Source organism: Streptomyces sp. NPDC002577 (genome assembly GCF_053594815.1).
Window position 1 is genome coordinate 1 of the sequence record NZ_JBSFWK010000080.1, and the last position, 21,806, is coordinate 21,806.

The following is a 21,806-nucleotide window of genomic DNA, read 5'->3' on the forward strand; positions in this document are numbered from 1 at the left end:
CCTCCGTGCGGTGTAGTCCTAGACAGCTCCACCACACCGGAGGTCTTCGCCATGATCAAGCCCAGCGACCGTTAACAACGCTCGTGATCAATACACCTAGGGCCCCCGACCTCCGTGGGCTGACACGACGCCGGTCGCCGTCAGTCGAGTTCCGGAATTGCATTGAAAACTATCGGCTCAGTCATGGGTGCTCACAGCGCGGTGGTGTCGTCCGCGGGTGCCGTGCTCGCCCGCACGACGAGTTCCGTGGCCAGTTCAACGCGCGGAGAGTCGATCTCCTCGCCGTGGGCCAGCCGCAGGACGGTCCGGGCCGCCGCCTTGCCCATCTCGGCGAGGGGCTGACGCACCGTGGTGAGCGGCGGGGCGCACCAGCGCACCTCGGGGAGATCGTCGAAACCCACGACGCTCATGTCCTCGGGCACCCGCAGGCCACGGCGTCGCAGCGCCTCGATCGCGCCGAGTGCCATCTGGTCGCTGGAGGCGAAGATCGCGGTGGGCGGCTCGGCCAGGTCGAGCAGCGCGTTGCAGCCGCCGAACCCGGACGCGTGGTGGAAGTCGCCCGGCACGACGTACTTCTCGTCGTACGGAAGACCCGCCGCCTCCAGCGCCGCCCGGTAGCCGTCCAGCCGGGCCCTGCTGCACAGCAGCCGGGGCGGGCCCGCGATCAGGCCGATCCTGCGGTGGCCGAGGGAGATCAGATGCTCGGTCGCGGCCATGCCGCCGGCCCAGTTGGTGGCGCCGACGGTGGGCACGTCGAAGGCGGGGGAACCCGCCGGGTCGACGACCACCAGCGGCACGCCGAGCCGGTGCAACTCCTCGTGGTGGCCCGGCTCCAGCATGGACGTCACCAGGATGACGCCGTCCGATGCGCGGGCGCGCAGGTTCTGCATCCACTGCCGGGCCGAGCCCGCGCGGTTGTGTATCGCCGAGACCACGGTGCCGACGCCGGCCGCGTGCGCCACGTCCTCGACGCCGCGGATGATCTCCACGGCCCAGGGGCTGTCCAGGTCGTTGAAGACCAGGTCGAGGAGCGAGGCCCGCTCGCCGGGCGCCTGGGGCCGCCGCCGGTAGCCGTGCCGGCGCAACAACTCCTCAACGCGGGCGCGGGTCGCGGCGGACACGTCGGACCGCCCGTTCACGACGCGGGACACGGTCGGCACCGAGACGCCCGCCTCCTGCGCGATGGCCGTGATCGTCACCTTGCGCTTCGGGGTATCGCCCGGCGCGTCCTCGGTTGCCATGGTCTGCTCCTCGTTCCTCGACACTTTGCGGAAGTCTTCCGGAAAGTGGGGGCTGACGGGAAGAGGCGGCGGAGATTGGTTCAACCAGTACGACCGCGCGCGGTTGCCCGGGAGCCCCCTGCCGAGTCACGGACGGCGTGCGAGTCGCGCACGCCTTTTGGTGCGACCGCATGGCGGCCGCAGACCGGCGCCGAGCGCTGCAAGGGTATCGCGCCCGGTCGGTTCGACCTACCTGTGCCCTTCGCCCCGCTTGAGGCGCTCCCGGGCGGGCTGTCGCCGGTGGCTCCCGACCGGGCGTTCATGAGGTGCGCCGGTCAGTCGAACCGGTCGCGGCCCTGGTGGCCGGGGCGGCCGACATCGACGACCTGGGCGACCCATCCGTACGGCAGTTCCCGTCCGTCGACCGTGATCGCCTCGACGTGGTGGGTCGTGGGGTCGATGTCGGCCTGCATGCCGTGGCCGGCGTAGCGCGGGTAGCCGCTCGCGCCGGTGTCCCCGGTGGCCTCGACGACCGCGGTGCGGATCGGGGCGCCGTGGACGGGACGTCCCTCCTCGTCGGAGAGCTGGGGCTTCAGGGCGACGGTGTAGCGGGTCGGGGCCGGCGTCGGGACTGGCGTCATGCCACGACGCTAGGCCCGCCGGGCCCTGCCTGCCTCCCGGAGCGGCTCCGGTGGCTCCGATACCGGCGAGGAGTGTTTGTGCAACTAGTTGCATAACTTGCCTCGGGTCATCTACAACAGTCGGGACGACACCGCGTACACCGCACGAGCTCGCCCGAGCACCGCGTCTCGCGCACGGAGGCCCGCATGACCCGCTACCCGCATCTCCTCGCCCCCCTCGACCTGGGCTTCACGACGCTGCCCAACCGGGTGCTGATGGGATCCATGCACGTGGGCCTGGAAGAGGCCGATCGCGGCTTCGAGCGCATGGCCGAGTTCTACGCCGCACGCGCGCGTGGCGGCGTCGGCCTCATGGTCACCGGTGGCATCGCACCCAATGAGGCGGGCCGGCCCTACGAGGGCGGCGCCAAGCTCACCACCGAGGCGGAGGCCGAGGAGCACGCGCGCGTGACGGATGCCGTGCACCGCGCGGGCGGCCGGATCGCGATGCAGATCCTGCACTTCGGGCGGTACGCCTACCACGCGGACCTGGTCGCGCCGAGCGCCCTGCAGGCGCCGATCAGCCCGTTCACGCCCCGAGCCCTCACGGACGACGAGGTCGAGCAGACGATCGAGGACTTCGCGCGCGCGGGGGAGCTGGCGCGGCGCGCGGGCTACGACGGCGTCGAGATCATGGGCTCCGAGGGCTATCTGATCAACGAGTTCGTCGCGGCCGCGACCAACCACCGCGAGGACCGCTGGGGCGGCTCCTACGAGAACCGGATGCGCTTCCCCGTCGAGATCGTGCGCCGGGTACGCGAGCGCGTCGGCACGGACTTCATCATCATCTACCGGCTCTCGATGCTGGACCTCGTCCCCGGCGGCTCCACTCTCGACGAGGTGATCACGCTGGCGAAGGCCGTCGAGGCGGCCGGTGCGACCATCATCAACACCGGCATCGGCTGGCACGAGGCCCGTATCCCCACCATCGCCACGTCCGTGCCGCGCGGCGCCTACGCCTGGGTGACCAAGAAGGTCATGGGTGCGGTGTCGGTTCCGCTCGTCACCACCAACCGCATCAACACCCCCGAGCTCGGCGAGCAGTTGCTCGCCGACGGCTACGCGGACATGGTGTCGCTGGCCCGTCCGATGCTCGCCGATCCCGACTTCGTCGCCAAGGCCGGGGCCGGCCGGCCCGAGGCCATCAACACCTGCATCGGCTGCAACCAGGCGTGCCTGGACCACACCTTCAGCGGGAAGATCACCTCCTGCCTGGTCAATCCGCGCGCCTGTCACGAGACCGAGCTCATCCTCGCGCCCACCCGGCTGCGCAAGCGCGTCGCGGTCGTCGGCGCCGGCCCGGCGGGGCTCGCCTGCTCCGTCTCCGCCGCCGAGCGCGGACACCACGTGACCCTGTTCGACGCCGCCGCCGAGATCGGTGGCCAGCTCAACGTCGCCCGCCAGGTCCCCGGCAAGCAGGAGTTCGACGAGACGCTGCGCTACTACCGCACCCAGCTCGAACAGCACGGCGTGGACGTCCGGCTGAACACCCGCGTCACCGCGGAACAGCTCGGCGACGGCGAGTACGACGAGATCGTCATCGCCACCGGCGTCACGCCCCGTACGCCGGAGATCCCCGGCATCGACCACCCGAGCGTGCTCGGCTACCTCGACGTGCTGCGCGACGGCGCGCCCGTCGGCGACCGGGTCGCGATCATCGGCGCCGGCGGCATCGGCTTCGACGTCGCCGCGTATCTCACCGACTCGGGCGACAAGACGAGCGAGGACCCGGCCGCGTACTTCCGGCAGTGGGGCGTCGACATGGACTACAGCGCGGCCGGCGGCCTCGGCCGTCCCGAGCGCCCGGTGTCGCCGCGCACCGTCCACCTCCTGCAGCGCAAGGAGTCCAAGGTCGGTGCCGGGCTGGGCAAGACCACGGGCTGGATCCACCGCACCGAGCTGCGTCATCGCGGCGTCACGATGGTCGCGGGCGCACGCTACGACAGGATCGACGACGCCGGGCTCCATCTCACCGTCGACGGGCGCAGCGAGACCCTCGAGATCGACACGATCGTCCTGTGCACGGGCCAGGAGCCGCACCGCGAGCTGTACGAGGCGCTGCGTGCCGCGGGACGCAGCGCCCACCTGATCGGCGGCGCCGACGTCGCGGCGGAGCTGGACGCCAAGCGGGCCATCCGGCAGGGGACGGAGGTGGCGGCGGCGCTGTAGCGGCGCGGCCGCGGTCCGGCCCGTCCGCTGCACCCGGACGGGTCGCCTCCGGCCGGTCCCTAGGATGCCCCCATGTCACTCCCGCACGCGATCCTCACCGCCCTGCTCGAGAAGCCGTCGTCGGGGCTCGAGCTGACCCGGCGGTTCGACAGGTCCATCGGCTACTTCTGGTCGGCCACGCATCAGCAGATCTATCGCGAGCTGGGAAAACTGGAGCAGGAGGGCTACATCCGCGCCCTGCCGTCGGAGCAGCCGACCCGGGGCCAGAGGAAGGAGTACGAGGTCCTGCCGGCAGGCCGTGCGGAACTGGCCCGCTGGACGGCCGAGTCCCAGGACCCGAAGCCGATCCGAGACCCCCTGCTGCTGCGGCTGCGTGCCGCCGGAGTCGTCGGCGCGGAGGGCATCGAACTGGAACTGCGCCGCCATCTCGCCCTGCACGAGCGGCAGTTGACCGAGTATCTCGAGATCGAGGAGCGGGACTTCCCGCCCGGCCGGGACACGGTCGAGGACCGGTTGCGCCATGCCGTCCTGCGCGCCGGGATCGACCTGGAGACCTTCTGGACGCGGTGGCTCGGCCGCACGCTCGCCGATCTGGAGCCACCGGCGCCGCCGGCACCAGAGCTCGGATGACTGCGGCCGTCCGCCCGGGGGACATCGGGCGGACGGCAGTCCGGGCGTCGGGAATCGGATCAGGTCCTGTGATGGGTGTTGCGCCGGCGGATGTACCACGCGGTGCCGCCCAGTGCTGCGGCCACCATGACCCCGCCGCCGACCTTCGTCAGGGTGCCGTAGTCCTTGATGCCGCCGCCGATACCGCCCTGGACCCCGAGGATGGGAGAGAGGGGCGAGTTCGTCGTAGGGAGGCTGGGCGTAAGGGTGACGGTCACGGGCTGGCTGCCCACGTTCCGGCCGTCATTGCAGGTCACGACCACGGTGTAAGCGCCTGGGCTGACGTTCGACCAGCCTGCCGTCTGATTGGTGGCGCCCACGGCGAGCGCCGCCTGCCTGCCCTGAGTGATGGTCGTCGTGCCGCTCGACAGGAGTGAGGCGTTGCCGCCACCGGGGCAGGCGGCGGTGTTCACGGAGACCGTGGACCCGGTGCTGGTCACGGTGATCCCGTTGTCCGCGGCGGCTGACGGAGCGGCCAGCGTCAGCGGAAGCGCGGCGGCGGCTGCGATCAGGCCGGAGCGGACGGATATCTGAGTGTCGGTACGCATGTCTCTGCCCTCCGGCGGCACGGTTGGCGGTACATCCCATGCGCCGCCGAGGATTGGGAACGCCCGTGCTGCCTGACGTCGAGTCAAGATGCCGCCGGCCCCGGCCGCATGCGGACCGCATCCGGGCAGGTGAAACGTCCTTCTTCCGGCTGTCCGCCGGACGGGGGGTCAGCCGGTGCGGCCGGTGTCCGGCAACCGCGCCGCGCGGTGCCTGTTCGCCCGGCCCGTCCGACGGTGCCTGTCCGTCCGTGCGTGCCTGTCTGTCGGGCCCGTCCGACGGTGCCTGTCCGTCCGTCCGTGGCTGTCTGCCCGTGGCTATCCGTCCGCGCCCGTCGTCACCGTCCGCTCGGTGGAGAAGCCGCCCCACGTGCCGTCGGGGAGCTTGGCCCGGATCCGTACCCGGTAGGTCACGCCGCTCGCGCGCGTCACGAAGAAGCTGTGCTCCGCCCTGTCCCGCGGTGCCGCGCTGCCCCAGACGAGGGTGGTGGCCGGCCGCCCGTCGAGATCGATGCGGTACTCCGTCACCGCGCCGCCCGTGCGCGGCGGCGTCCACGACAGGTCGATGTAGTACGCGCCGTCCGCCCGGTGTGTCGTCGCACGGAAGCCGGTGGGCGCCGTGCCGCGCCCGTCGTCGCCCGCCGCGGTGGTGAGCCGGACAACGCGGCTGGCGGGTGACGTGTTGTCGGCGGCGTCGCGTGCCCTGACGGTGAAGGCGTACGCGGTGCCGGGACGCAGCCCGGTGATCAGCGCCGACGTCTCGCCGCCCGAGGTGCTGTGGATCTTCGAGGTGCCTTGGTAGACGTCGTACGACGCCACGCCCCGGTCGTCCGTCGAGCGGCTCCAGGACAGCGAGACGGCCCGGTCTCCGGCGACCTTGCCGCGTACCTGCCGCGGGCGGGTGGGCGGCTCGCGGTCCTCCTCGACCGCGGCCGGCGTCGTGACGGCCACCCTGGTGCTGAGCGGCCCGGTGCTCCCTTCGGCGTCCCGGGCCCGGACGGCGAACGCATAGCCGGTCGACGGCTTCAGACCGGTGACGTCCACCATGTGCTGCTCACCCGGTACTTCCTTGACCTTGGTGGTGCCGCGATACACCTCGTAGGCGGTGACGGGGGAGCCACCGCTCGCCTGGTTCCACATGACGTGGACCGAGGTCGCGCTGCCCGCCTGTGCGGTGACACCCGTCGGGGCCGGAGGGGGCTGACCGCCCCCGGCCGCCTCGTCGCTGCCTGTGCAGGAGGACGCCGTCATGAGCGCGGCAGCGCAGGCCGCCACGGCCAGGGAAGCCGCGGCGGCCCGCCGGGGGAGCCCGGGAGTGCGTCGCATGGTGATGCCTTCCCTCGAGCGCATTGGTCCAGACCTGCTCGACCTGTAGCCACGAGTGACGGGAGCACATCAAGAGGGCGTCGGTGTATCCGAGCTCCGGCGATGCCGAGTGGGCGCGGGTGCCGGAGCCTTCTCCGTGCGGAATCAGACCTTGCGGTACGTGTACGCCTCCGCGGCCGCCGCCTCCACCGCATCGAGATCCGCGCCCGCGGAAGCCGTGACGACCGCCGCCACGGCGCCCTCGACGAACGGTGCGTCCACCAGACGGGCGCCCTCGGGCAGTTCGTCGCCCTCGGCGAGCAGGGCCTTCACGGTCAGCACGGCGCTGCCCAGGTCCGCCAGCAACGCCACACCTGCGCCCCGGTCGACGCCGGCGGCCGCCGCGGCGATCAGCTCCGAGCTCGTACCCAGCCCCCCGTCCTCCGTACCGCCGGCGGCCGCCACGGGAGCCGTCGCGCCGCCACCCGCGAGTCCGGCCGCCAGCTCGGCGACCGAGGCCGCGACCGCGGCGCTGTGCGACACCAGCACGACGCCCACGAGCTTGTCGTCGTCGCTCATCCCGGCCTCCTTCACTCACCGGCCGCATCGGCGAGCGTCGCGAACAGCAGGGCCGACGACGTGGCGCCGGGATCCTGGTGCCCGATGCTGCGCTCGCCCAGATAGCTCGCCCTGCCCTTGCGGGCCAGCAGCGGGGTCGTCGCGACCGCTCCCTTGTCGGCGGCGTCGCGTGCGGCCGAGAAGGACTCGGTCAGCGCGTCGACCGCCGGGACCAGCGCGTCCAGCATCGTCTTGTCGCCGGGCGCGGCACCGCCCAGCGTGGCCACGGCCTCCACTCCCGTACGCAGCGCCGCGGCCAGCTCCCCCTCGCTGACCTCGGCCGCGTCGCCGAGCGCCTTGCCGGTGCGGCGCAGCAGGGTGCCGTACAGCGGCCCCGAAGCGCCGCCGACCGTGGAGATCAACTGCCGTCCCGAGAGCGTGAGTACGGCGCCCGGAGTGGCCGGGGCCTCTTTCTCCAGGGCCGCGACCACCGCTCTGAATCCACGCCGCATATTGGTGCCGTGGTCGGCGTCGCCGATCGGCGAGTCCAGCGCGGTGAGCCGCTCCGCCTCCCGGTCGACGGCTGCGGCGGCCGCCGTCATCCAGCGGCGGAAGAAGTCGGCGTCGAGCACAGAATCTCCTTCGGTGGTCGGTACGTTGACGCGTGCGAGCCGTCCCTCGGACGACCCCTCAGATGCCCCAGCGCAGTCCGGGCGTACGAACGGGGGCGTCCCACAACCGCAGCAGCTCCTCGTCGATCTGGCACAGCGTCACGGACGCTCCCGCCATGTCCAGTGAGGTGACGTAGTTGCCCACCAGTGTGCGGGCCACGGCGACGTTCCGCTCGGCCAGTACGCGGTGCACCTCCGCGTTGAAGCCGTAGAGCTCCAGCAGCGGGGTCCCGCCCATGCCGTTGACGAGGAGCAGCACCGGATTCCTCGGGGGCATGTCCTGCAGGATCGCGTCCACCGCGAAGTCGGCGATCTCCCGCGCCGTCATCATCGCGCGCCGCTCGCGGCCGGGCTCGCCGTGGATGCCGATCCCGAGCTCCAGCTCTCCCGGAGGCAGATCGAAGGTGGGGCTGCCCTTTGCGGGGGTGGTGCACGCGCTCAGCGCGACGCCGAAGCTGCGCGAGACCTCGTTGACCTGCCGGGCGATCGCCTCGACCCGCTCCAGCGGCTGCCCCTCCTCGGCCGCGGCGCCCGCGATCTTCTCGACGAACAGGGTCGCGCCGGTGCCGCGGCGGCCCGCCGTGTACAGGCTGTCCATGACCGCCACGTCATCGTTGACCAGCACTTTCGCGATCTGGATGCCCTCGTCCTCGGCGAGCTCGGCCGCCATGTCGAAGTTGAGCACGTCACCGGTGTAGTTCTTCACGATGAACAGCACGCCCGCGCCGCTGTCCACGGCGGCCGCGGCCCGCACCATCTGGTCGGGAACGGGCGAGGTGAACACCTCGCCGGGGCAGGCGGCCGACAGCATGCCGAGCCCCACGAACCCTCCGTGCAGCGGCTCGTGCCCCGACCCGCCGCCGGAGACGAGGCCGACCTTCCCCGCCACCGGCGCGTCCCGCCGTACGACCACCCGGTTCTCGACGTCGACCGTCAGCTCGGGATGCGCGACCGCCAGACCCCGCAGTGCGTCGGCGACCACCGTGTCCGCCACGTTGATCAGCATCTTCATGGGTGCCTCCTCGGTCATGCACAATGGTCGCTGTCACCTGTGTTTTTGCAGGTCAGAGCTGGTATGGCGAGTTGTCGATCTCGTTGTTCCGCAGTGGGCAGTGGAGCGGCGCCGTGCCGGGCGGTACGACGCCGACCTGATGCCGACTTTCGTGACGCTACGTCAGGCGACTGCGGGCGGCTACGGGCGGGGTGCTGGAAAGGGCTCCTGTCACGTCCAGTATGAAGCGGATCACTCGGCGGGTCACGAAGGAGGTCCGCGTGCGATGTGCCGCCGCGCTGCGGCTCATTGCCGAAGCAGAGCGGGTGGCCGCATTCGGGGATCGCGACGCCGGTGGCGTCGTCGGCGTACCGGCGGCAGATGTCCAGGGCGGTGGGCAGGCGGGCCGACAGCCCGGCAGAGCCCCCACAGGACCAGGACCGGCATCGTCGGACGGCGGGCGCCGCTGACGCCGCGGCCGGGCGATTCGACCGGCCTGATCCGTACCGGCCGGTCCCGTCTGCTCGCCGTCTGGTCGACTTCGCAGCGCAGCCGGGGGTGAGCGTTATACGGCGCCGTTGGGGTACCAGGACGATGGGGTACAAACCGGATAAGACACTTCGGAGGTGATCGCCATGACGACTGCGCCTCGGTCGGACATGGAAACACATCCAGACATAGTCGCCATGCGCAACCGTCACGACATGGCTGAACGTGCCGCGAGCACGCCTCGGGCACAGGCCATCGAGACGGGGGCTCTCATCACGGGCCTCTACCTGGCCGCCTCGCCCTGGATCACGGGCTTCAACGGTCTGTCGACCCTGGCGGTCAACAACCTGATCGTCGGCATCGCCTACGCGCTGCTCATGAGCGGCGGCTTCGGCCGTGCCTACGAGCGCACCCACAGCATGGCGTGGGCCGCGTGCGCCCTCGCCGTGTGGACGATCATCTCGCCGTGGGCCGTGGCGGGTAACGTCAGCACGACCAGGACCATCGTCAACAACGTCATCGTCGGCGTGATCGCACTGCTTCTGGCCCTCGCCGCCAGCGCGGCCGCCAAGCAGGTGGACCGCCGTCGTGCGTCCGCGAGCTTCCGGGGCCGACCGGCCTGACGTCACCCAGCGCCGGCTCGGGCCGCCCTGACCTGTCGACCGGATCGCCGAACCGTGGGGAACCCGCACACCGTGTGTCGCGGGTCAGCCGGCGCGGCGGCGGATCGGTGAGCCTGAGCCGGGACCGTGCCGCGCATGTTCGCTACGGCCGTGTGCCGCGCCCTTCCATCCAACCGGGCCCTTCCATCTGGCCCCGCAGCCACGCCTCGACCTCCCCGACATGCGCGGCGGCGGCCGCCCGCGCCGCCTCCGGGTCGTGATCCACCAGGGCGCGATGGATGCGGGCGTGCTCGCGGCGGGTGCGTTCGAACGCGCCCTCCTCCTGGTAGCCGCGCCAGACCCGGGCCCGGAAGGTGCGCGAGGACAGGCCCTCCAGGATCGCCGTCATCGTCTCGTTCCCGGCGGCCGTCACGATGGCCCGGTGGAACGCCAGATCGTGGAAGAGGATCTCCTCCAGGTCCTCGGTCGCGTTCATCGCCTCGAGGTGCTTCTCCACCTCGGTGAGCTGCTCGGCGGTGATCCGCGCGGCGGCCAGCGCGGTCGCCGTCGACTCGAGAACGCGCCGCACCTCCAGCAGCTCGACCAGCCGCGGGCCGCGGGAGAGATCGGCGACGACGCCGAAGGTCTCCAGCAGATCCCCGGCCTCCAGCTGTGTGACGTAGATACCGGAGCCGTGCCGCGCCTCCAGCACGCCGAGCACGGTCAGGGCGCGGATCGCCTCGCGCATCGAGCTGCGCGAGATGCCGAGCTGGGTGGCGAGATCCCGCTCGGTCGGCAGCCGCTCGCCCGGCTCCAGGCGGCCCTCGCCGATCATCGCCTTGATCTGCTCTATGGCGCGCTGCGTCACGGTGCCCTTCTGCGGGGCCGTCTCGTCCACGGCACGTCCTTCCGTCGCCTCGGGCGCCGAGTCTAGTGCCGGATGTGGTCGGACCACTATGGCATCGGATACCGGCCAACCAGGCAAAATTGAGGGCCGAACCCTGTTGTGACCCTCAAGTGGTCTGATAAATATTCGTCGCGACCGGAGGTGAACGGCGATCGCCGGACCGTCCGACGGTCGCCCGCGTGACGAAAGCCCCGCGCCCAGGACCGACCCTGCGGCCGAACCCCGTACCGGAACACCCCGTACCGGAACACTGAAAGGCCACCTGTGTCCCCGACTCCCGCCCGCATCACCGCGGTCGACACCTACGACATCCGCTTTCCCACGTCACGGGAGCTCGACGGCTCCGACGCGATGAATCCGGACCCCGACTACTCGGCGGCGTATGTCGTTCTGCGCACGGACGCCGGGGACGGGCACGAGGGACACGGGTTCACCTTCACCATCGGGCGGGGCAACGACGTCCAGGTGGCCGCGATCGACGCCCTGCGGCCGCATGTGCTCGGCCGCGACGTGCAGGAGCTGTGTGCCGATCCCGGAGTGGTCAGCCGGAGCCTGATCGGGGACAGCCAGCTGCGCTGGCTCGGCCCGGAGAAGGGCGTGATGCACATGGCGATCGGCGCGGTCGTCAACGCCGTCTGGGACCTCGCCGCGAAGCGCGCGCGGAAGCCGCTGTGGCAGTTCCTCGCGGACGCGGAGCCCGAGTGGCTCGTCTCGCAGATCGACTTCCGCTACCTCACGGACGCGCTCACGCCCGACGAGGCGCTCGACCTCCTGCGGCGCGGCCGGGAGGGCTCGCAGGAGCGCGCCGCCGATCTGCTGCGGCGCGGCTTCCCCGCGTACACCACCTCGCCCGGCTGGCTCGGCTACAGCGACGAGAAGCTGACGAGGCTCGCCGTGCAGGCCGTCGCCGACGGCTTCACGCAGATCAAGCTCAAGGTCGGCGCCGACCTCGCCGACGACGTACGGCGCTGCCGCGTCGCCCGCTCGGTCGTCGGACCCGACATCCGCATGGCCGTCGACGCCAACCAGCGCTGGGGCGTGGACGAGGCGATCACCTGGACACGGGCGCTCGGCGAGTTCGACCCGTACTGGATCGAGGAACCCACCAGCCCCGACGACGTGCTCGGCCATGCGGCGATCCGCAAGGCCGTCGCGCCCGTCAAGGTCGCCACGGGCGAGCACGTCCAGAACCGCATCGTCTTCAAGCAGCTCCTGCAGGCCGGCGCGATCGACGTGCTTCAGATCGACGCCGCCCGGGTCGGCGGCGTCAACGAGAACCTGGCGATCCTGCTGCTCGCGGCCAAGTTCGGCGTGCCCGTCTGCCCGCACGCGGGCGGCGTCGGCCTGTGCGAACTCGTCCAGCACCTGTCGATGTTCGACTACGTCGCGCTGTCCGGCACCACCGAGGACCGCGTCATCGAGTACGTCGACCATCTGCACGAGCACTTCATCGAGCCGGTGGTGATCCGCGAGGGTCACTACACGGCACCGACCGCGCCGGGCTTCTCGGCCGCCATGCGGCCCGAGTCCATCGCGGAGTACACCTACCCGGGCGGCTCCTTCTGGGTCGCCGACCTCAGCCGGGAGAAGGAATCAGCGGCATGACGCACCCCCAGGACTTCGCAGGTCTCAAGGCCCTCGTCACCGGCGGTGCCTCGGGCATCGGCAGGGCGACCGCAGAGCTGCTGGCCGCCCGCGGTGCCCAGGTCGCCGTGCTCGACCTCAACCCGGAGGCCGTCGACAAGCCCCTCCTCGCGTACCGGGCCGACGTCACCGACGACGCCTCCGTACGTGAGGCTGTCACCGCCGCGGTCGCGGAGCTCGGCGGGCTCGACGTCCTCGTCAACAACGCGGGCATCGGCGCACAGGGCACCGTCGAGGACAACGACGACGACGAGTGGCACCGCGTGCTGGACGTCAACGTCGTCGGCATGGTCCGCACCGCGCGTGCCGCGCTGCCGCATCTGCGGGCATCCGACCGGGCCGCGATCGTCAACACCTGCTCGATCGCCGCCACCGCGGGCCTGCCGCAGCGCGCCCTGTACTCGGCCACGAAGGGCGCGGTGTACTCGCTGACCCTCGCCATGGCCGCCGACCACATCCGTGAGGGCGTCCGCGTCAACTGCGTGAATCCCGGCACCGCCGACACCCCGTGGATCGGCAGCCTGCTGGACGCCGCGGACGACCCGGCAGCCGAGCGGGCCGCCCTGGAGGCGCGCCAGCCCACCGGGCGCCTGGTGTCGGCGGACGAGGTCGCGGGCGCCATCGCCTACCTGGCGAGCCCGCTCTCCGGCGCCACCACGGGCACGGCCCTCGCCGTCGACGGCGGCATGCAGGGGCTGCGGCTGCGGCCCGTGGGACAGTGACTGCCATGCGTACACGCACTCTCGGCCGGAGCACCGTCGAGGTGACGGAGCTGTCGTTCGGCGCGGCGGGCATCGGCAACCTGTACACGGCGGTCGGCGAGGAACAGGCGTACGCCGCCATCACGGCCGCCTGGGACGCCGGAGTCCGGTACTTCGACACGGCGCCGCACTACGGCCTCGGCCTGTCCGAACGCCGCCTCGGCGAGGCCCTCCGGGAGCGTCCCCGCTCGGCGTACACCGTGTCCACGAAGGTCGGCCGTCTCCTGGAGCCGGCCGACGGCGGCGGGGACGACCTCGGATACGGCTTCGCCGTGCCCGCGACCCACCGCCGCGTCTGGGACTTCAGCGCGGACGGCGTCCGCCGCTCGCTGGAGGACAGCCTCACGCGGCTCGGCCTGGACCGGGTCGACGTGGTCTTTCTGCACGACCCCGACGACCACGCCGAACAGGCCTTCCGCGAGGGGTATCCGGCGCTCGAGAAACTCCGCTCGGAAGGTGTGGTGGGCGCGATCGGCGTCGGCATGAACCAGGCCGAGATGCTGACGCGGTTCGTACTGGACACGGACGTCGACGCGGTCCTGTGCGCGGGCCGCTACACGCTCCTCGACCAGCAGGCCCTCACCGCATTGCTGCCGGCCGCCGCCGCGCGCGGCACATCGGTGGTCGTCGGCGGCGTCTTCAACTCCGGGCTGCTCGCGGATCCGCGCCCGGGCGCCACGTACAACTACGCCGCGGCGCCGCCCGCCCTCCTCGACCGGGCCCTCAGGCTGAAGGACCTGGCGGAGCGGCACGGCACCACCCTGCGCGCCGCCGCACTCGCCTTCCCCCTGGCGCACCCGGCCGTCACCAGCGTGCTCGTCGGCACCCGTTCGGCGGACGAAGTCCGGGACGCGGCAGAGCAGTTCGCGGCCGCCGTGCCCGCGGACTTCTGGGCGCAGCTGCGTGCCGAGCGGCTCGTCCGCGACGACGTACCCGTCCCAGGAGAAGACCCGTCATGAGGATCGCCCTGCACACCAAGGTCCGCGCCGACCGCATCGAGGAGTACGAGAGCGCCCACCGCGAGGTCCCGGCGGAGCTCACAGCCGCCATCCGCGCCGCCGGCGCCACCTCCTGGACGATCTGGCGCAGCGGCACCGACCTCTTCCACGTCCTGGAGTGCGAGGACTACGGGCGGCTGCTCGCCGAGCTGGAGCAACTCCCGGTCAACATCGCCTGGCAGGCGCGCATGGCCGAGCTCCTGGACGTCGTCCACGACTACTCGGCCGAGGGCGCGAACGCGGGCCTGCCCGTCGTATGGGAGCTGTGAGGAGAACCGTGACGGACCGGATCGTCGACGCGCACCATCACGTGTGGGACCTGTCGGTACGGGACCAGGGCTGGATCACGGGCCCGGACCTGGCCCCGCTCCGGCGGAACTTCGGCGTGCCGGAGCTGGAAGCGGAAGCGCGCCCGCTGGGGGTTCAGGCCACCGTCCTCGTCCAGACGATCACGGTCGCCGAGGAGACCCCGGAGTTCCTGGCACTCGCCGAGCAGAGCCCTCTCATCGCCGGGGTGGTCGGCTGGACCGACCTGACCCGTCCCGATGCCGCCGAGGCGCTCGCTGCCCTCCGGGAGCTTCCGGGCGGACGGTATCTGGCCGGCATCCGGCACCAGGTCCAGGGCGAACCCGACCCGGAGTGGCTGCTGCGCCCCGGCGTACGACGGGGTCTGGCCGCGGTCGCCGACGCCGGCCTCGTCTACGACCTCGTGGTCCTGCCGCACCAGCTGCCCGCCTGCGTCAAGGCGGCCGCCGACCTGCCCGGCCTCACCTTCGTCCTCGACCACCTGGGCAAACCACCCATCGCCGCCGGGGAACTCGAACCCTGGGCGAGCCACGTCCGGGCGCTCGCCGCGCTGCCGAACACCGTGTGCAAACTGTCCGGGATGGTGACCGAGGCGGACTGGCGCGCCTGGACGGCCGAGAATCTCCGGCCCTACGCGGACACCGTTCTGGACGCCTTCGGCCCCGGCCGCGTGATGTTCGGCTCGGACTGGCCCGTCTGCACGCTCGCCGCCCCGTACGCCGAGGTCGCCCGTGCGGCGCACGCGCTGACCGGGATGCTCAGCGCCGAGGAGCGAGCGGAGGTCTTCGCGGGCACCGCCACCCGCGTCTACGGTCTCTGACCGCTGCTCCCTTTGGCCGCTGCCGCCGGTGACCGATACCGCCTTCGACCGCTGCGGCCTGTGATCGCTACCGCCTCCCCGCCATCACATCGAGCCGTGTCGGCGGCAGGAATTCACGGATGTACGTGCGGTGCCAGCACGCCCCCGTCGCGCGCAGCTCGCGCCACGTCGTGAAGCGGTAGTGGTACAGGCGGGCCCGGATGTACCGCGGCGGGCTGTCCGGCGGGAACGGCGAGCGGCGCAGCAGCCGCAGCGTGTCCCGGTCGTTCTCCAGGAGCCGCTCCACCAGCGGCCCGAACCAGGATCCCGCGTACGCGGGGGAGATCCCGGCGAACCACATCATCCAGTCGAGCCGCAGATGGTACGGCGCGAACTGGCGCGGCCAGCGGAGGGGATCGGTCGGCTTGCCCTTGAACTCGTACTCCCGCCAGTCGGAGTCCGCGTGCGGCACCTCGTCCGCCGTGCCCTCGATCACCACCTCCTGCCGGATCCGGTTGATGCTGCCGAACGCGCCGTAGGTGTTGACGAGATGGAACGGGTCGAAGGAGTAGTTCATGATCTGCCGCCGCGAGACCAGATTGCGTGCGGGGCGGTAGCTGAGGACCAGCACGAGAGCCGTGACGGCGAGCACGACGATCTCGTACCAGAGCGGGGCGGGAGGCAGGGCCGGGGGCGGGGCGACGGAGGAGAGGTCCACGGCGGACACGGCCACGATGATCGTGATCCAGTTCAGCCAGGAGAAATTGCCCGACAGCACCAGCCACAGCTGGGTGAGGATCATCAGGCACGCCGCCGCCGAGGCGACGGGCTGGGGGGTGAAGAGCAGTACGGGCACGACCAGTTGGGTGAAGTGGTTCGCCGCCGTCTCGACCCGGTGCAGGGGCCTCGGGAGGCGGTGGAAGAACCAGCTCAGCGGGCCCGGCATCGGCTGCGTCTCATGGTGGTAGTCCAGGCAGGTCAGCTTCCGCCAGCAGGGGTCCCCGCGCAGTTTGATCAGGCCCGCGCCGAACTCGACTCGGAACAGCACCCAGCGCAGCAGGAACAGCACCAGAACGGGCGGGGCCGTGCGGTCGTTGCCGAGGAACACGGCGAGGAAACCGACCTCGAGGAGCAAGGACTCCCAGCCGAAGCCGTACCAGGTCTGGCCGACGTTGACGATCGACAGATACAGCACCCACGGGACCAGCCACAGCAGCATCGCGGCCCACAGCGGGAGAAGGCCGTCCACGCCCGCCAGCAGTGCGGCGGCGACCAGGCAGCCCGCCCAGGCCCAGAGCGCGAAGAACCTGTCCGAATAGTGCAGTTGGAACACGCTCGGCGCATGGCGGAACGGCACCCGTGCCACGTACCGGGGCACCGGCAGCATGCCGCGCTCTCCGAGCAGGGCGCGGAACTGCAGGGCGGCGGTCAGGAACGCGACCAGATAGAGCGCGGCCAGTCCCCGCTGGAAGATCAGCCGGCTCAGCCAGTAGTCGGGTGCGGTGAACCACTCCACGAACGCCATTGTGGCTCTCCCGGTGCCGCAAGGGCCTGGGAGGTACGCCCAGGCGGTGCCGCTCTCGCGGAGGCGGCCCCGCCCGCTCCGTTCACGGTTGGCCCCGCTCGGCTTGCGAGGCGGTCGGGGGAGAAACGGACAATTGCGTGCAAATGGCCTAAGTGAGAGGCGGGAGAACACGTGCGCTCACCCATCGGGAGCCATGCCGGGGCCTTCGCGGCCTTCGTGATGTCCGCGGTCCTTCTCGTCGCGGGCGGAGCGGGCCTCACCGGCTGCGCCGCCACCGGCAGCGCGAGCGCCGTGGACGGCCAGGACGAGATCCGTCTGCAGCCCGTGGCGGAAGCGGGTCCCGACCCGTTCACCGGCTCCGCCGCCGCCTCCACTCCGACGCCGTCGCCCGCCAGCCGTTCGCCGGAGCCCCCGACGCCCTCCGGCACGGCGACGTCCGACGTGCAGGGACTTCGGTCCGTCGACGGATCCACACCCGGGCTGTACGGCGGCACGCTCTCCGAGAGCAGCTGCGACGTCGAGAAGCAGATCCGCTTCCTCGCCTCCGACCAGGCCAAGGCCCGCGCCTTCGCCCGCGTGGCGGGCGTCGCCCAGGCCGACGTCCCCTCGTATCTGCGCGGACTGACCCCTGTGGTGCTGCGGGCCGACACCCGGGTCACCAACCACGGCTTCCGTGACGGCCAGGCCACCGGCTTTCAGGCCGTACTCCAGGCCGGCACCGCCGTCCTCGTCGACACCCGCGGCCTGCCGCGCGTGCGCTGCGCGTGCGGAAACCCGCTCACCCCGCCGGTGGCGACCCGGACCAACCCGGCCGTGACGGGGCAGCCGTGGCGCGGTTACCTCCCGGAGCAGGTCGTGGTCGTGACCCCGGCACCTCAGGCCATGGCCAAGGTCACGATCGTCGACATCGTCAGCAACACGTGGATCGAGCGGAAGGCGGGGGACGACGGGGGCCGCGACCGCACCGTCCCGCCGCCGGCCACCCGCAGCCCGGGGACTCCGAGTCCCTCCACGTCGAGTCCCTCCACGCCGACTCCCTCCACTCCGAGCCCGAGGACTCCCGGCGCCACCACCCCGAGTCCGGAAAGGCCCTCTCCGGCGGAGTCCACGCCCGCTTCCCCGCCCTCCCCGCCCAGTCCCCCGACGCGCTCCCCGGAGGAGATCCCGCCGCCTCCCGAGGAGACCGTGTCACCCCCGGAACGGCTGCCGGACGGTCCGACCGAGCGCGCGCCCGAGCCGCCCCCCGCACGCGGCACCGAGGACGCACCCGACGGAGGCGTGGTCCCCCTCGACCCCGTCCTGCCCGACGACCGGATGGACGCACTGCCGCAAGGCCGGCAGTACGGCCGGCCCGCCGCTCGACCGGCGACCGTCGCGAGCTGAGCAGCCGCTCAGGGTATGGCGGTAAGAACTCGAAGAATCAGCGAAGTGGTGGCAAGGTGGCACCATGGCTGACCCCGGAGCGGGTGGCCTGTCACTCCCGGACGACTGGCCTGCAGACCCGGATCCGATTCTCGCCCTCAACCGCACAGGCTGTTTCGACTGGGACCTGGGCAGCGGTCTCATGCACATGGACGCGCACGCCCTCGAGATCTTCGACATGCTTCCCAGCGAGTACGACGGCCGACCCGAGTCCCTCGGTGTCCGGGTCCCTCCGTTCGAGGCCCACCGCCTGGACGAGGTCGTCTCGCAGGCGCTCAAGAACGGAAGCGAGAGCTACGGCGCGTACTTCCGCGTCCGCTGCCGTGACGGCTCCATGCGCTGGACCCACACCCAGGGCTGCATACGCCGCGACGAGACGGGCCGCCCGCACCGCATCGTGGGCGTCGTCCGCGACGCCACGCAGGAGCTGAGCGACGTCACGGCACGCCGGGTGCTCGCCGACGAGGAGGCGGCGCGGCGCCGGCAGACCAGCATCGTGCAGGGCACCACCGCCGCGCTCGCCCACGCACGCACCGTGCAGGACGTCATCGACGTACTCAACGACAGCCACGGCCTCACCCACCTCGGCGCGACCAGCCTGGTCATGGGGCTGGTCGAGGCCGGGCGGATCCGGCTCGTCGCCAGGGGCCCCGAGGACAGCTACGTACCCGGCACCCGCATCACACGCATCGACGAGCCCTATCCGATGGGCGAGGTCGTCCGCACGATGGCGCCGCGGTTCATCGAGTCGCCGGAGGACTTCGCGACGTCGTACCCGATCCTGTGGCCGCGCATCACGCACCTGGGCGTCACGGCCGCCGCGTATCTGCCGCTCATCGCGCAGGCCAAGCCCATCGGCGCGCTCGGCCTGCTCTACCACGACAAGACCGGCTTCACCGACGAGGAGCGCAACGTCCTCGTCGCCCTCGGCAGCAGCATCGCGCAGAGCCTGCAGCGCGCCATGTTCTACGAGCAGGAGAAGGACGTCGCCAAGAGCCTCCAGCAGGCCATGCTGCCGCGCACCATCCTGCCCGTCCCGGGCGCCGACATCGCGGTCCGCTATCGCTCCGCGGCGCTGGGCCGGGACATCGGCGGCGACTGGTACGACGTGATCCCGCTGCCGGGCGGCCGGGTCGGGGCCGTCATCGGCGACGTCCAGGGCCACGACGCGCATGCCGCCGCGGTCATGGGCCAGCTGCGCATCGTGTTGCGCGCCTACGCATCGGAGGGGCACACCCCGCCCACGGTCATGGCCCGCGCCTCCGTCTTCCTGCACGAACTCGACACCGAACGCATGGCCACCTGCCTCTACGCCGATGCCGACCTGACCACGGGCGTCGTACAGCTGGTCCGGGCCGGACACCTCGACCCGATGGTGCGGCAGACCGACGGCAACTGCCGCCGGCTGCCCGTCGACGGCGGGCTGCCGCTCGGCCTCTCCGCCGACTTCGGGCAGCTCGAATACCCCGTGACGACCATGGAGCTGGACCCCGGCCAGACGCTTCTGCTCTGCACCGACGGCCTCGTCGAACAGCCGGGCGCAGATCTCGACGACGGCATGCTGGCCCTCGCGGAGCTCGTCCGCTCCGGCCCCGCCGATCTGTCGGACCTCGCCGACCTGCTGTGCGAGGCGGTCGACGACCGGGGCGGCGAGGACGACGTCGCCCTGCTGCTCCTGCGCCGCTGCAGCGCGGACGTCCCCCAGTCCGGCGGACGCCTCCAGCAGTACGTCCCCCTCGGCGACCCGGAGGCGCTCGCCGAGTCCCGGCACATGATCCGCGCTGCGGTACGGGCCTGGGGTGCCCACGACCGCGCCGACGAGATCGAACTCATCGCCGACGAGCTGATCACCAACTCGCTCGTCCACACAGATGGCTCCGCGGTCGTCACCCTGCGCGTGCTCAGCGGCTCCGAACGACGGCTGCGCGTCGAGGTGGAGGATTCCTCGAGCGCCCTGCCGCGCCGCCGGGAAGCCGGAGTCGGTGGGGTGTCCGGGCGTGGTCTGCTCCTCGTGGACCGCCTCACCGATGTGTGGGGCGTGGAGGCGCGCGGCGGCGGAAAGATCGTGTGGTGCGAGTTCATCGTGCCGGCCCGCGGGTGAGTGGCACTCTGGTTCCATGCCGGAACTCCCCGAGGTCGAAGCGCTCAAGGACTTCCTCACCGATCACCTCGCCGGTCGCGAGATCGTGCGGGTGCTGCCCGTCGCGGTCAGCGTCCTCAAGACGTACGAACCCCCGCTCACCGCCCTCGAAGGACGCACCGTCACGGCCGTGACCCGGCACGGCAAGTTCCTGGACATCGACGCCGACGGGCTGCACCTCGTCGTCCATCTGGCCCGCGCGGGCTGGCTGCAGTGGAAGGACCGCCTCCCCGACGGCCCCCCGCGCCCCGGAAAAGGCCCGCTGGCCCTGCGTGTCGCGCTGGAGACGGGCGAGGGCTTCGACCTGACCGAGGCCGGGACGCAGAAGCGGCTCGCCGTGTACGTCGTCCACGAGCCGTCCGAGGTGCCCGGCGTCGCCCGGCTCGGTCCCGACCCGCTCGCCGCCGACTTCGACGAGCAGCGCTTCGCGAAGCTCCTCGAGGGCGAACGGCGGCAGCTCAAAGGCGCCCTGCGCGACCAGAGCCTGATCGCCGGGGTCGGCAACGCCTACAGCGACGAGATCCTGCACGCCGCGAAGATGTCGCCGTTCAAGCTCGCGTCGAGCCTGACCGACGAGGAGACGCACCGGCTCTACGAGGCCCTGCGCGTCACCCTCACCGAGGCTGTCGAGCGGTCCCGCGGGCTTGCCGCGGGACGGCTGAAAGCCGAGAAGAAGAGCGGGCTGCGGGTGCACGGGCGCACCGGCGAGCCGTGCCCGGAGTGTGGCGACACCATTCGCGAGGTGTCCTTCAGTGACTCGTCTCTGCAGTACTGCGCGACGTGCCAGACGGGTGGGAAACCGTTGGCGGACCGGAGGATGTCGCGGCTGCTGAATTGAATCCAGGAGGTCTTCCGCCATCAGCACCAGCCGGGTTGAGACCAGCCCGGACGAGCATTACGCGTGCGGAGTTCTTGTCCCGTGGGGATGCGGTTCGGCACGCGGTGCAGGCGTAGGTGCGCTCACCAGCGGCAGTGCGTGCTTGGCTCTCGCATCGCAGTGCGCGCAGTCCATCGTGGTGTGCGCGGGGTGGACGAGGCGGATGTCCCGCCCGTGCTTGCGGCCCATCTCGATCAGTGCGGCCTTGGTGGCGCCGATGGCGGCGTCAGCGGCCTTGCGGGCCATGGTGGTCTTGGCCAGGAACTTCGGACGGAAGTCCTCGACAGCGATGGCGTCGTGGTCGCGGACAACCTTCTTGGCCCACTTACGACCGCTGTCCTCACGCTGCCGCGCGACCTTTTTGTGCGCCTTCGCCCGCAGTTTCTTCGCCTCGTGGTATCCCTTCGATCCGGGCTGGCCCTTCTTCGGCTTACGGCGGGCCATCATCCGGTCGTACCGGGTCAGCTTCGTCTGGGCCTTCTTGCCGTGCTCGGCGTGCGGCAGGTCGTGCGCGTCGGACGTGGTGGT

The 21,806-nt window shown here is 71.6% G+C and carries 20 protein-coding genes and 1 pseudogene; 11 read left to right on the forward strand and 10 right to left on the reverse strand.

What is annotated here, in order from left to right; genetic code table 11:
- Positions 1–191: 191 nt before the first annotated feature.
- Together ACWD4J_RS43220 and ACWD4J_RS43225 are read right to left on the reverse strand one after the other, a co-directional pair.
- The gene (locus tag ACWD4J_RS43220) at positions 192–1,241 is read right to left on the reverse strand and encodes a LacI family DNA-binding transcriptional regulator (RefSeq protein WP_451401040.1); all 1,050 of its coding nucleotides are present in this window, start codon (positions 1,239–1,241) and stop codon (positions 192–194) included.
- Between the two features lie 314 nt (positions 1,242–1,555).
- Positions 1,556–1,861, reverse strand: a complete 306-nt coding sequence (locus ACWD4J_RS43225) for a hypothetical protein (RefSeq protein WP_451401041.1) — start codon at positions 1,859–1,861, stop codon at positions 1,556–1,558.
- A 186-nt stretch (positions 1,862–2,047) separates the two neighbouring features.
- On the opposite strand from ACWD4J_RS43225, the gene ACWD4J_RS43230 reads away from it, so the two are divergent.
- Positions 2,048–4,069, forward strand: a complete 2,022-nt coding sequence (locus tag ACWD4J_RS43230) for an oxidoreductase (RefSeq protein WP_451401042.1) — start codon at positions 2,048–2,050, stop codon at positions 4,067–4,069.
- 72 nt (positions 4,070–4,141) lie between these two features.
- A complete protein-coding gene (locus ACWD4J_RS43235) occupies positions 4,142–4,699 on the forward strand; it encodes a PadR family transcriptional regulator (protein WP_451401043.1) in 558 nt (185 codons plus the stop codon).
- A gap of 59 nt (positions 4,700–4,758) precedes the next feature.
- Here the strand turns inward: ACWD4J_RS43235 and ACWD4J_RS43240 are convergent, their stop codons facing one another.
- The 5 genes from ACWD4J_RS43240 to dhaK all read right to left on the reverse strand — a co-directional run bounded on the left by ACWD4J_RS43240 (position 4,759) and on the right by dhaK (position 8,829).
- Entirely contained in the window at positions 4,759–5,286 is a 528-nt protein-coding gene (locus ACWD4J_RS43240) for a hypothetical protein (protein WP_451401044.1), read from the reverse strand.
- 315 nt (positions 5,287–5,601) lie between these two features.
- Complete coding sequence (locus ACWD4J_RS43245) at positions 5,602–6,609, reverse strand: fibronectin type III domain-containing protein (protein ID WP_451401045.1); 1,008 nt, start codon at positions 6,607–6,609, stop codon at positions 5,602–5,604.
- A gap of 144 nt (positions 6,610–6,753) precedes the next feature.
- Complete coding sequence (locus ACWD4J_RS43250; RefSeq protein ID WP_451401046.1) at positions 6,754–7,167, reverse strand: PTS-dependent dihydroxyacetone kinase phosphotransferase subunit DhaM; 414 nt, start codon at positions 7,165–7,167, stop codon at positions 6,754–6,756.
- An 11-nt stretch (positions 7,168–7,178) separates the two neighbouring features.
- Positions 7,179–7,778, reverse strand: a complete 600-nt coding sequence (gene dhaL, locus ACWD4J_RS43255) for a dihydroxyacetone kinase subunit DhaL (RefSeq protein WP_451401047.1) — start codon at positions 7,776–7,778, stop codon at positions 7,179–7,181.
- A gap of 58 nt (positions 7,779–7,836) precedes the next feature.
- Complete coding sequence (dhaK, locus tag ACWD4J_RS43260) at positions 7,837–8,829, reverse strand: dihydroxyacetone kinase subunit DhaK (RefSeq protein WP_451401048.1); 993 nt, start codon at positions 8,827–8,829, stop codon at positions 7,837–7,839.
- A 638-nt stretch (positions 8,830–9,467) separates the two neighbouring features.
- Here dhaK and ACWD4J_RS43265 point away from each other — a divergent pair.
- Positions 9,468–9,920, forward strand: coding sequence for an SPW repeat protein (locus ACWD4J_RS43265; protein WP_451401058.1), 453 nt, complete (start codon positions 9,468–9,470; stop codon positions 9,918–9,920).
- 142 nt (positions 9,921–10,062) lie between these two features.
- Here ACWD4J_RS43265 and ACWD4J_RS43270 read toward each other — a convergent pair whose 3' ends face one another.
- Positions 10,063–10,797: a FadR/GntR family transcriptional regulator gene (locus ACWD4J_RS43270; RefSeq protein WP_451401049.1), complete on the reverse strand. Its 735-nt coding sequence runs from the start codon at positions 10,795–10,797 to the stop codon at positions 10,063–10,065.
- A 273-nt stretch (positions 10,798–11,070) separates the two neighbouring features.
- Between ACWD4J_RS43270 and ACWD4J_RS43275 the strand changes: the two genes are divergently transcribed.
- The 5 genes from ACWD4J_RS43275 to ACWD4J_RS43295 are packed head-to-tail and all read left to right on the forward strand — an operon-like array spanning position 11,071 to position 15,335.
- A complete protein-coding gene (locus ACWD4J_RS43275) occupies positions 11,071–12,411 on the forward strand; it encodes an L-fuconate dehydratase (protein WP_451401050.1) in 1,341 nt (446 codons plus the stop codon).
- Positions 12,408–13,172 (forward strand): SDR family NAD(P)-dependent oxidoreductase, encoded by a 765-nt coding sequence (locus ACWD4J_RS43280; RefSeq protein WP_451401051.1) that lies wholly within the window; start codon positions 12,408–12,410, stop codon positions 13,170–13,172. Before ACWD4J_RS43275 ends, ACWD4J_RS43280 begins: the two co-directional genes overlap by 4 nt.
- A gap of 5 nt (positions 13,173–13,177) precedes the next feature.
- Positions 13,178–14,170 (forward strand): aldo/keto reductase, encoded by a 993-nt coding sequence (locus tag ACWD4J_RS43285; RefSeq protein ID WP_451401052.1) that lies wholly within the window; start codon positions 13,178–13,180, stop codon positions 14,168–14,170.
- Positions 14,167–14,478: an L-rhamnose mutarotase gene (locus ACWD4J_RS43290; protein WP_451401053.1), complete on the forward strand. Its 312-nt coding sequence runs from the start codon at positions 14,167–14,169 to the stop codon at positions 14,476–14,478. Before ACWD4J_RS43285 ends, ACWD4J_RS43290 begins: the two co-directional genes overlap by 4 nt.
- A complete protein-coding gene (locus ACWD4J_RS43295) occupies positions 14,466–15,335 on the forward strand; it encodes an amidohydrolase family protein (protein WP_451401054.1) in 870 nt (289 codons plus the stop codon). The genes ACWD4J_RS43290 and ACWD4J_RS43295 overlap by 13 nt, the downstream gene beginning before the upstream one ends.
- Before the next feature lie 67 nt (positions 15,336–15,402).
- On the opposite strand, the gene ACWD4J_RS43300 is transcribed toward ACWD4J_RS43295, so the two are convergent.
- Positions 15,403–16,830: a lipase maturation factor family protein gene (locus tag ACWD4J_RS43300; RefSeq protein WP_451401059.1), complete on the reverse strand. Its 1,428-nt coding sequence runs from the start codon at positions 16,828–16,830 to the stop codon at positions 15,403–15,405.
- A 180-nt stretch (positions 16,831–17,010) separates the two neighbouring features.
- Here ACWD4J_RS43300 and ACWD4J_RS43305 point away from each other — a divergent pair, with 180 nt between their 5' ends.
- The 3 genes from ACWD4J_RS43305 (at position 17,011) to ACWD4J_RS43315 (ending at position 21,239) form a co-directional block, all read left to right on the forward strand.
- A complete protein-coding gene (locus ACWD4J_RS43305; protein WP_451401055.1) occupies positions 17,011–18,222 on the forward strand; it encodes a DUF6777 domain-containing protein in 1,212 nt (403 codons plus the stop codon).
- A 64-nt stretch (positions 18,223–18,286) separates the two neighbouring features.
- Positions 18,287–20,362, forward strand: a complete 2,076-nt coding sequence (locus ACWD4J_RS43310) for a SpoIIE family protein phosphatase (protein ID WP_451401056.1) — start codon at positions 18,287–18,289, stop codon at positions 20,360–20,362.
- A 16-nt stretch (positions 20,363–20,378) separates the two neighbouring features.
- Entirely contained in the window at positions 20,379–21,239 is an 861-nt protein-coding gene (locus ACWD4J_RS43315; protein ID WP_451401057.1) for an Fpg/Nei family DNA glycosylase, read from the forward strand.
- Here ACWD4J_RS43315 and ACWD4J_RS43320 read toward each other — a convergent pair.
- Positions 21,151–21,806, reverse strand: a pseudogene (locus ACWD4J_RS43320) (RNA-guided endonuclease InsQ/TnpB family protein); the annotation flags it as partial. The gene ACWD4J_RS43315 and the pseudogene ACWD4J_RS43320 overlap by 89 nt on opposite strands.

Excerpts from the sequence above, each read along its gene's own strand:
- ACWD4J_RS43315 (WP_451401057.1), top strand. The coding sequence starts at position 20,379 with ATGCCGGAACTCCCCGAGGTCGAAGCGCTCAAGGACTTCCTCACCGAT.
- ACWD4J_RS43225 (WP_451401041.1), bottom strand. The coding sequence starts at position 1,861 with ATGACGCCAGTCCCGACGCCGGCCCCGACCCGCTACACCGTCGCCCTG.
- ACWD4J_RS43220 (WP_451401040.1), bottom strand. The coding sequence starts at position 1,241 with ATGGCAACCGAGGACGCGCCGGGCGATACCCCGAAGCGCAAGGTGACG.
- ACWD4J_RS43240 (WP_451401044.1), bottom strand. The coding sequence starts at position 5,286 with ATGCGTACCGACACTCAGATATCCGTCCGCTCCGGCCTGATCGCAGCC.
- ACWD4J_RS43250 (WP_451401046.1), bottom strand. The coding sequence starts at position 7,167 with ATGAGCGACGACGACAAGCTCGTGGGCGTCGTGCTGGTGTCGCACAGC.
- ACWD4J_RS43230 (WP_451401042.1), top strand. The coding sequence starts at position 2,048 with ATGACCCGCTACCCGCATCTCCTCGCCCCCCTCGACCTGGGCTTCACG.
- ACWD4J_RS43280 (WP_451401051.1), top strand. The coding sequence starts at position 12,408 with ATGACGCACCCCCAGGACTTCGCAGGTCTCAAGGCCCTCGTCACCGGC.
- ACWD4J_RS43285 (WP_451401052.1), top strand. The coding sequence starts at position 13,178 with ATGCGTACACGCACTCTCGGCCGGAGCACCGTCGAGGTGACGGAGCTG.
- dhaK (WP_451401048.1), bottom strand. The coding sequence starts at position 8,829 with ATGAAGATGCTGATCAACGTGGCGGACACGGTGGTCGCCGACGCACTG.
- ACWD4J_RS43265 (WP_451401058.1), top strand. The coding sequence starts at position 9,468 with ATGGAAACACATCCAGACATAGTCGCCATGCGCAACCGTCACGACATG.
- ACWD4J_RS43290 (WP_451401053.1), top strand. The coding sequence starts at position 14,167 with ATGAGGATCGCCCTGCACACCAAGGTCCGCGCCGACCGCATCGAGGAG.
- ACWD4J_RS43235 (WP_451401043.1), top strand. The coding sequence starts at position 4,142 with ATGTCACTCCCGCACGCGATCCTCACCGCCCTGCTCGAGAAGCCGTCG.
- ACWD4J_RS43245 (WP_451401045.1), bottom strand. The coding sequence starts at position 6,609 with ATGCGACGCACTCCCGGGCTCCCCCGGCGGGCCGCCGCGGCTTCCCTG.
- ACWD4J_RS43310 (WP_451401056.1), top strand. The coding sequence starts at position 18,287 with ATGGCTGACCCCGGAGCGGGTGGCCTGTCACTCCCGGACGACTGGCCT.
- ACWD4J_RS43295 (WP_451401054.1), top strand. The coding sequence starts at position 14,466 with ATGGGAGCTGTGAGGAGAACCGTGACGGACCGGATCGTCGACGCGCAC.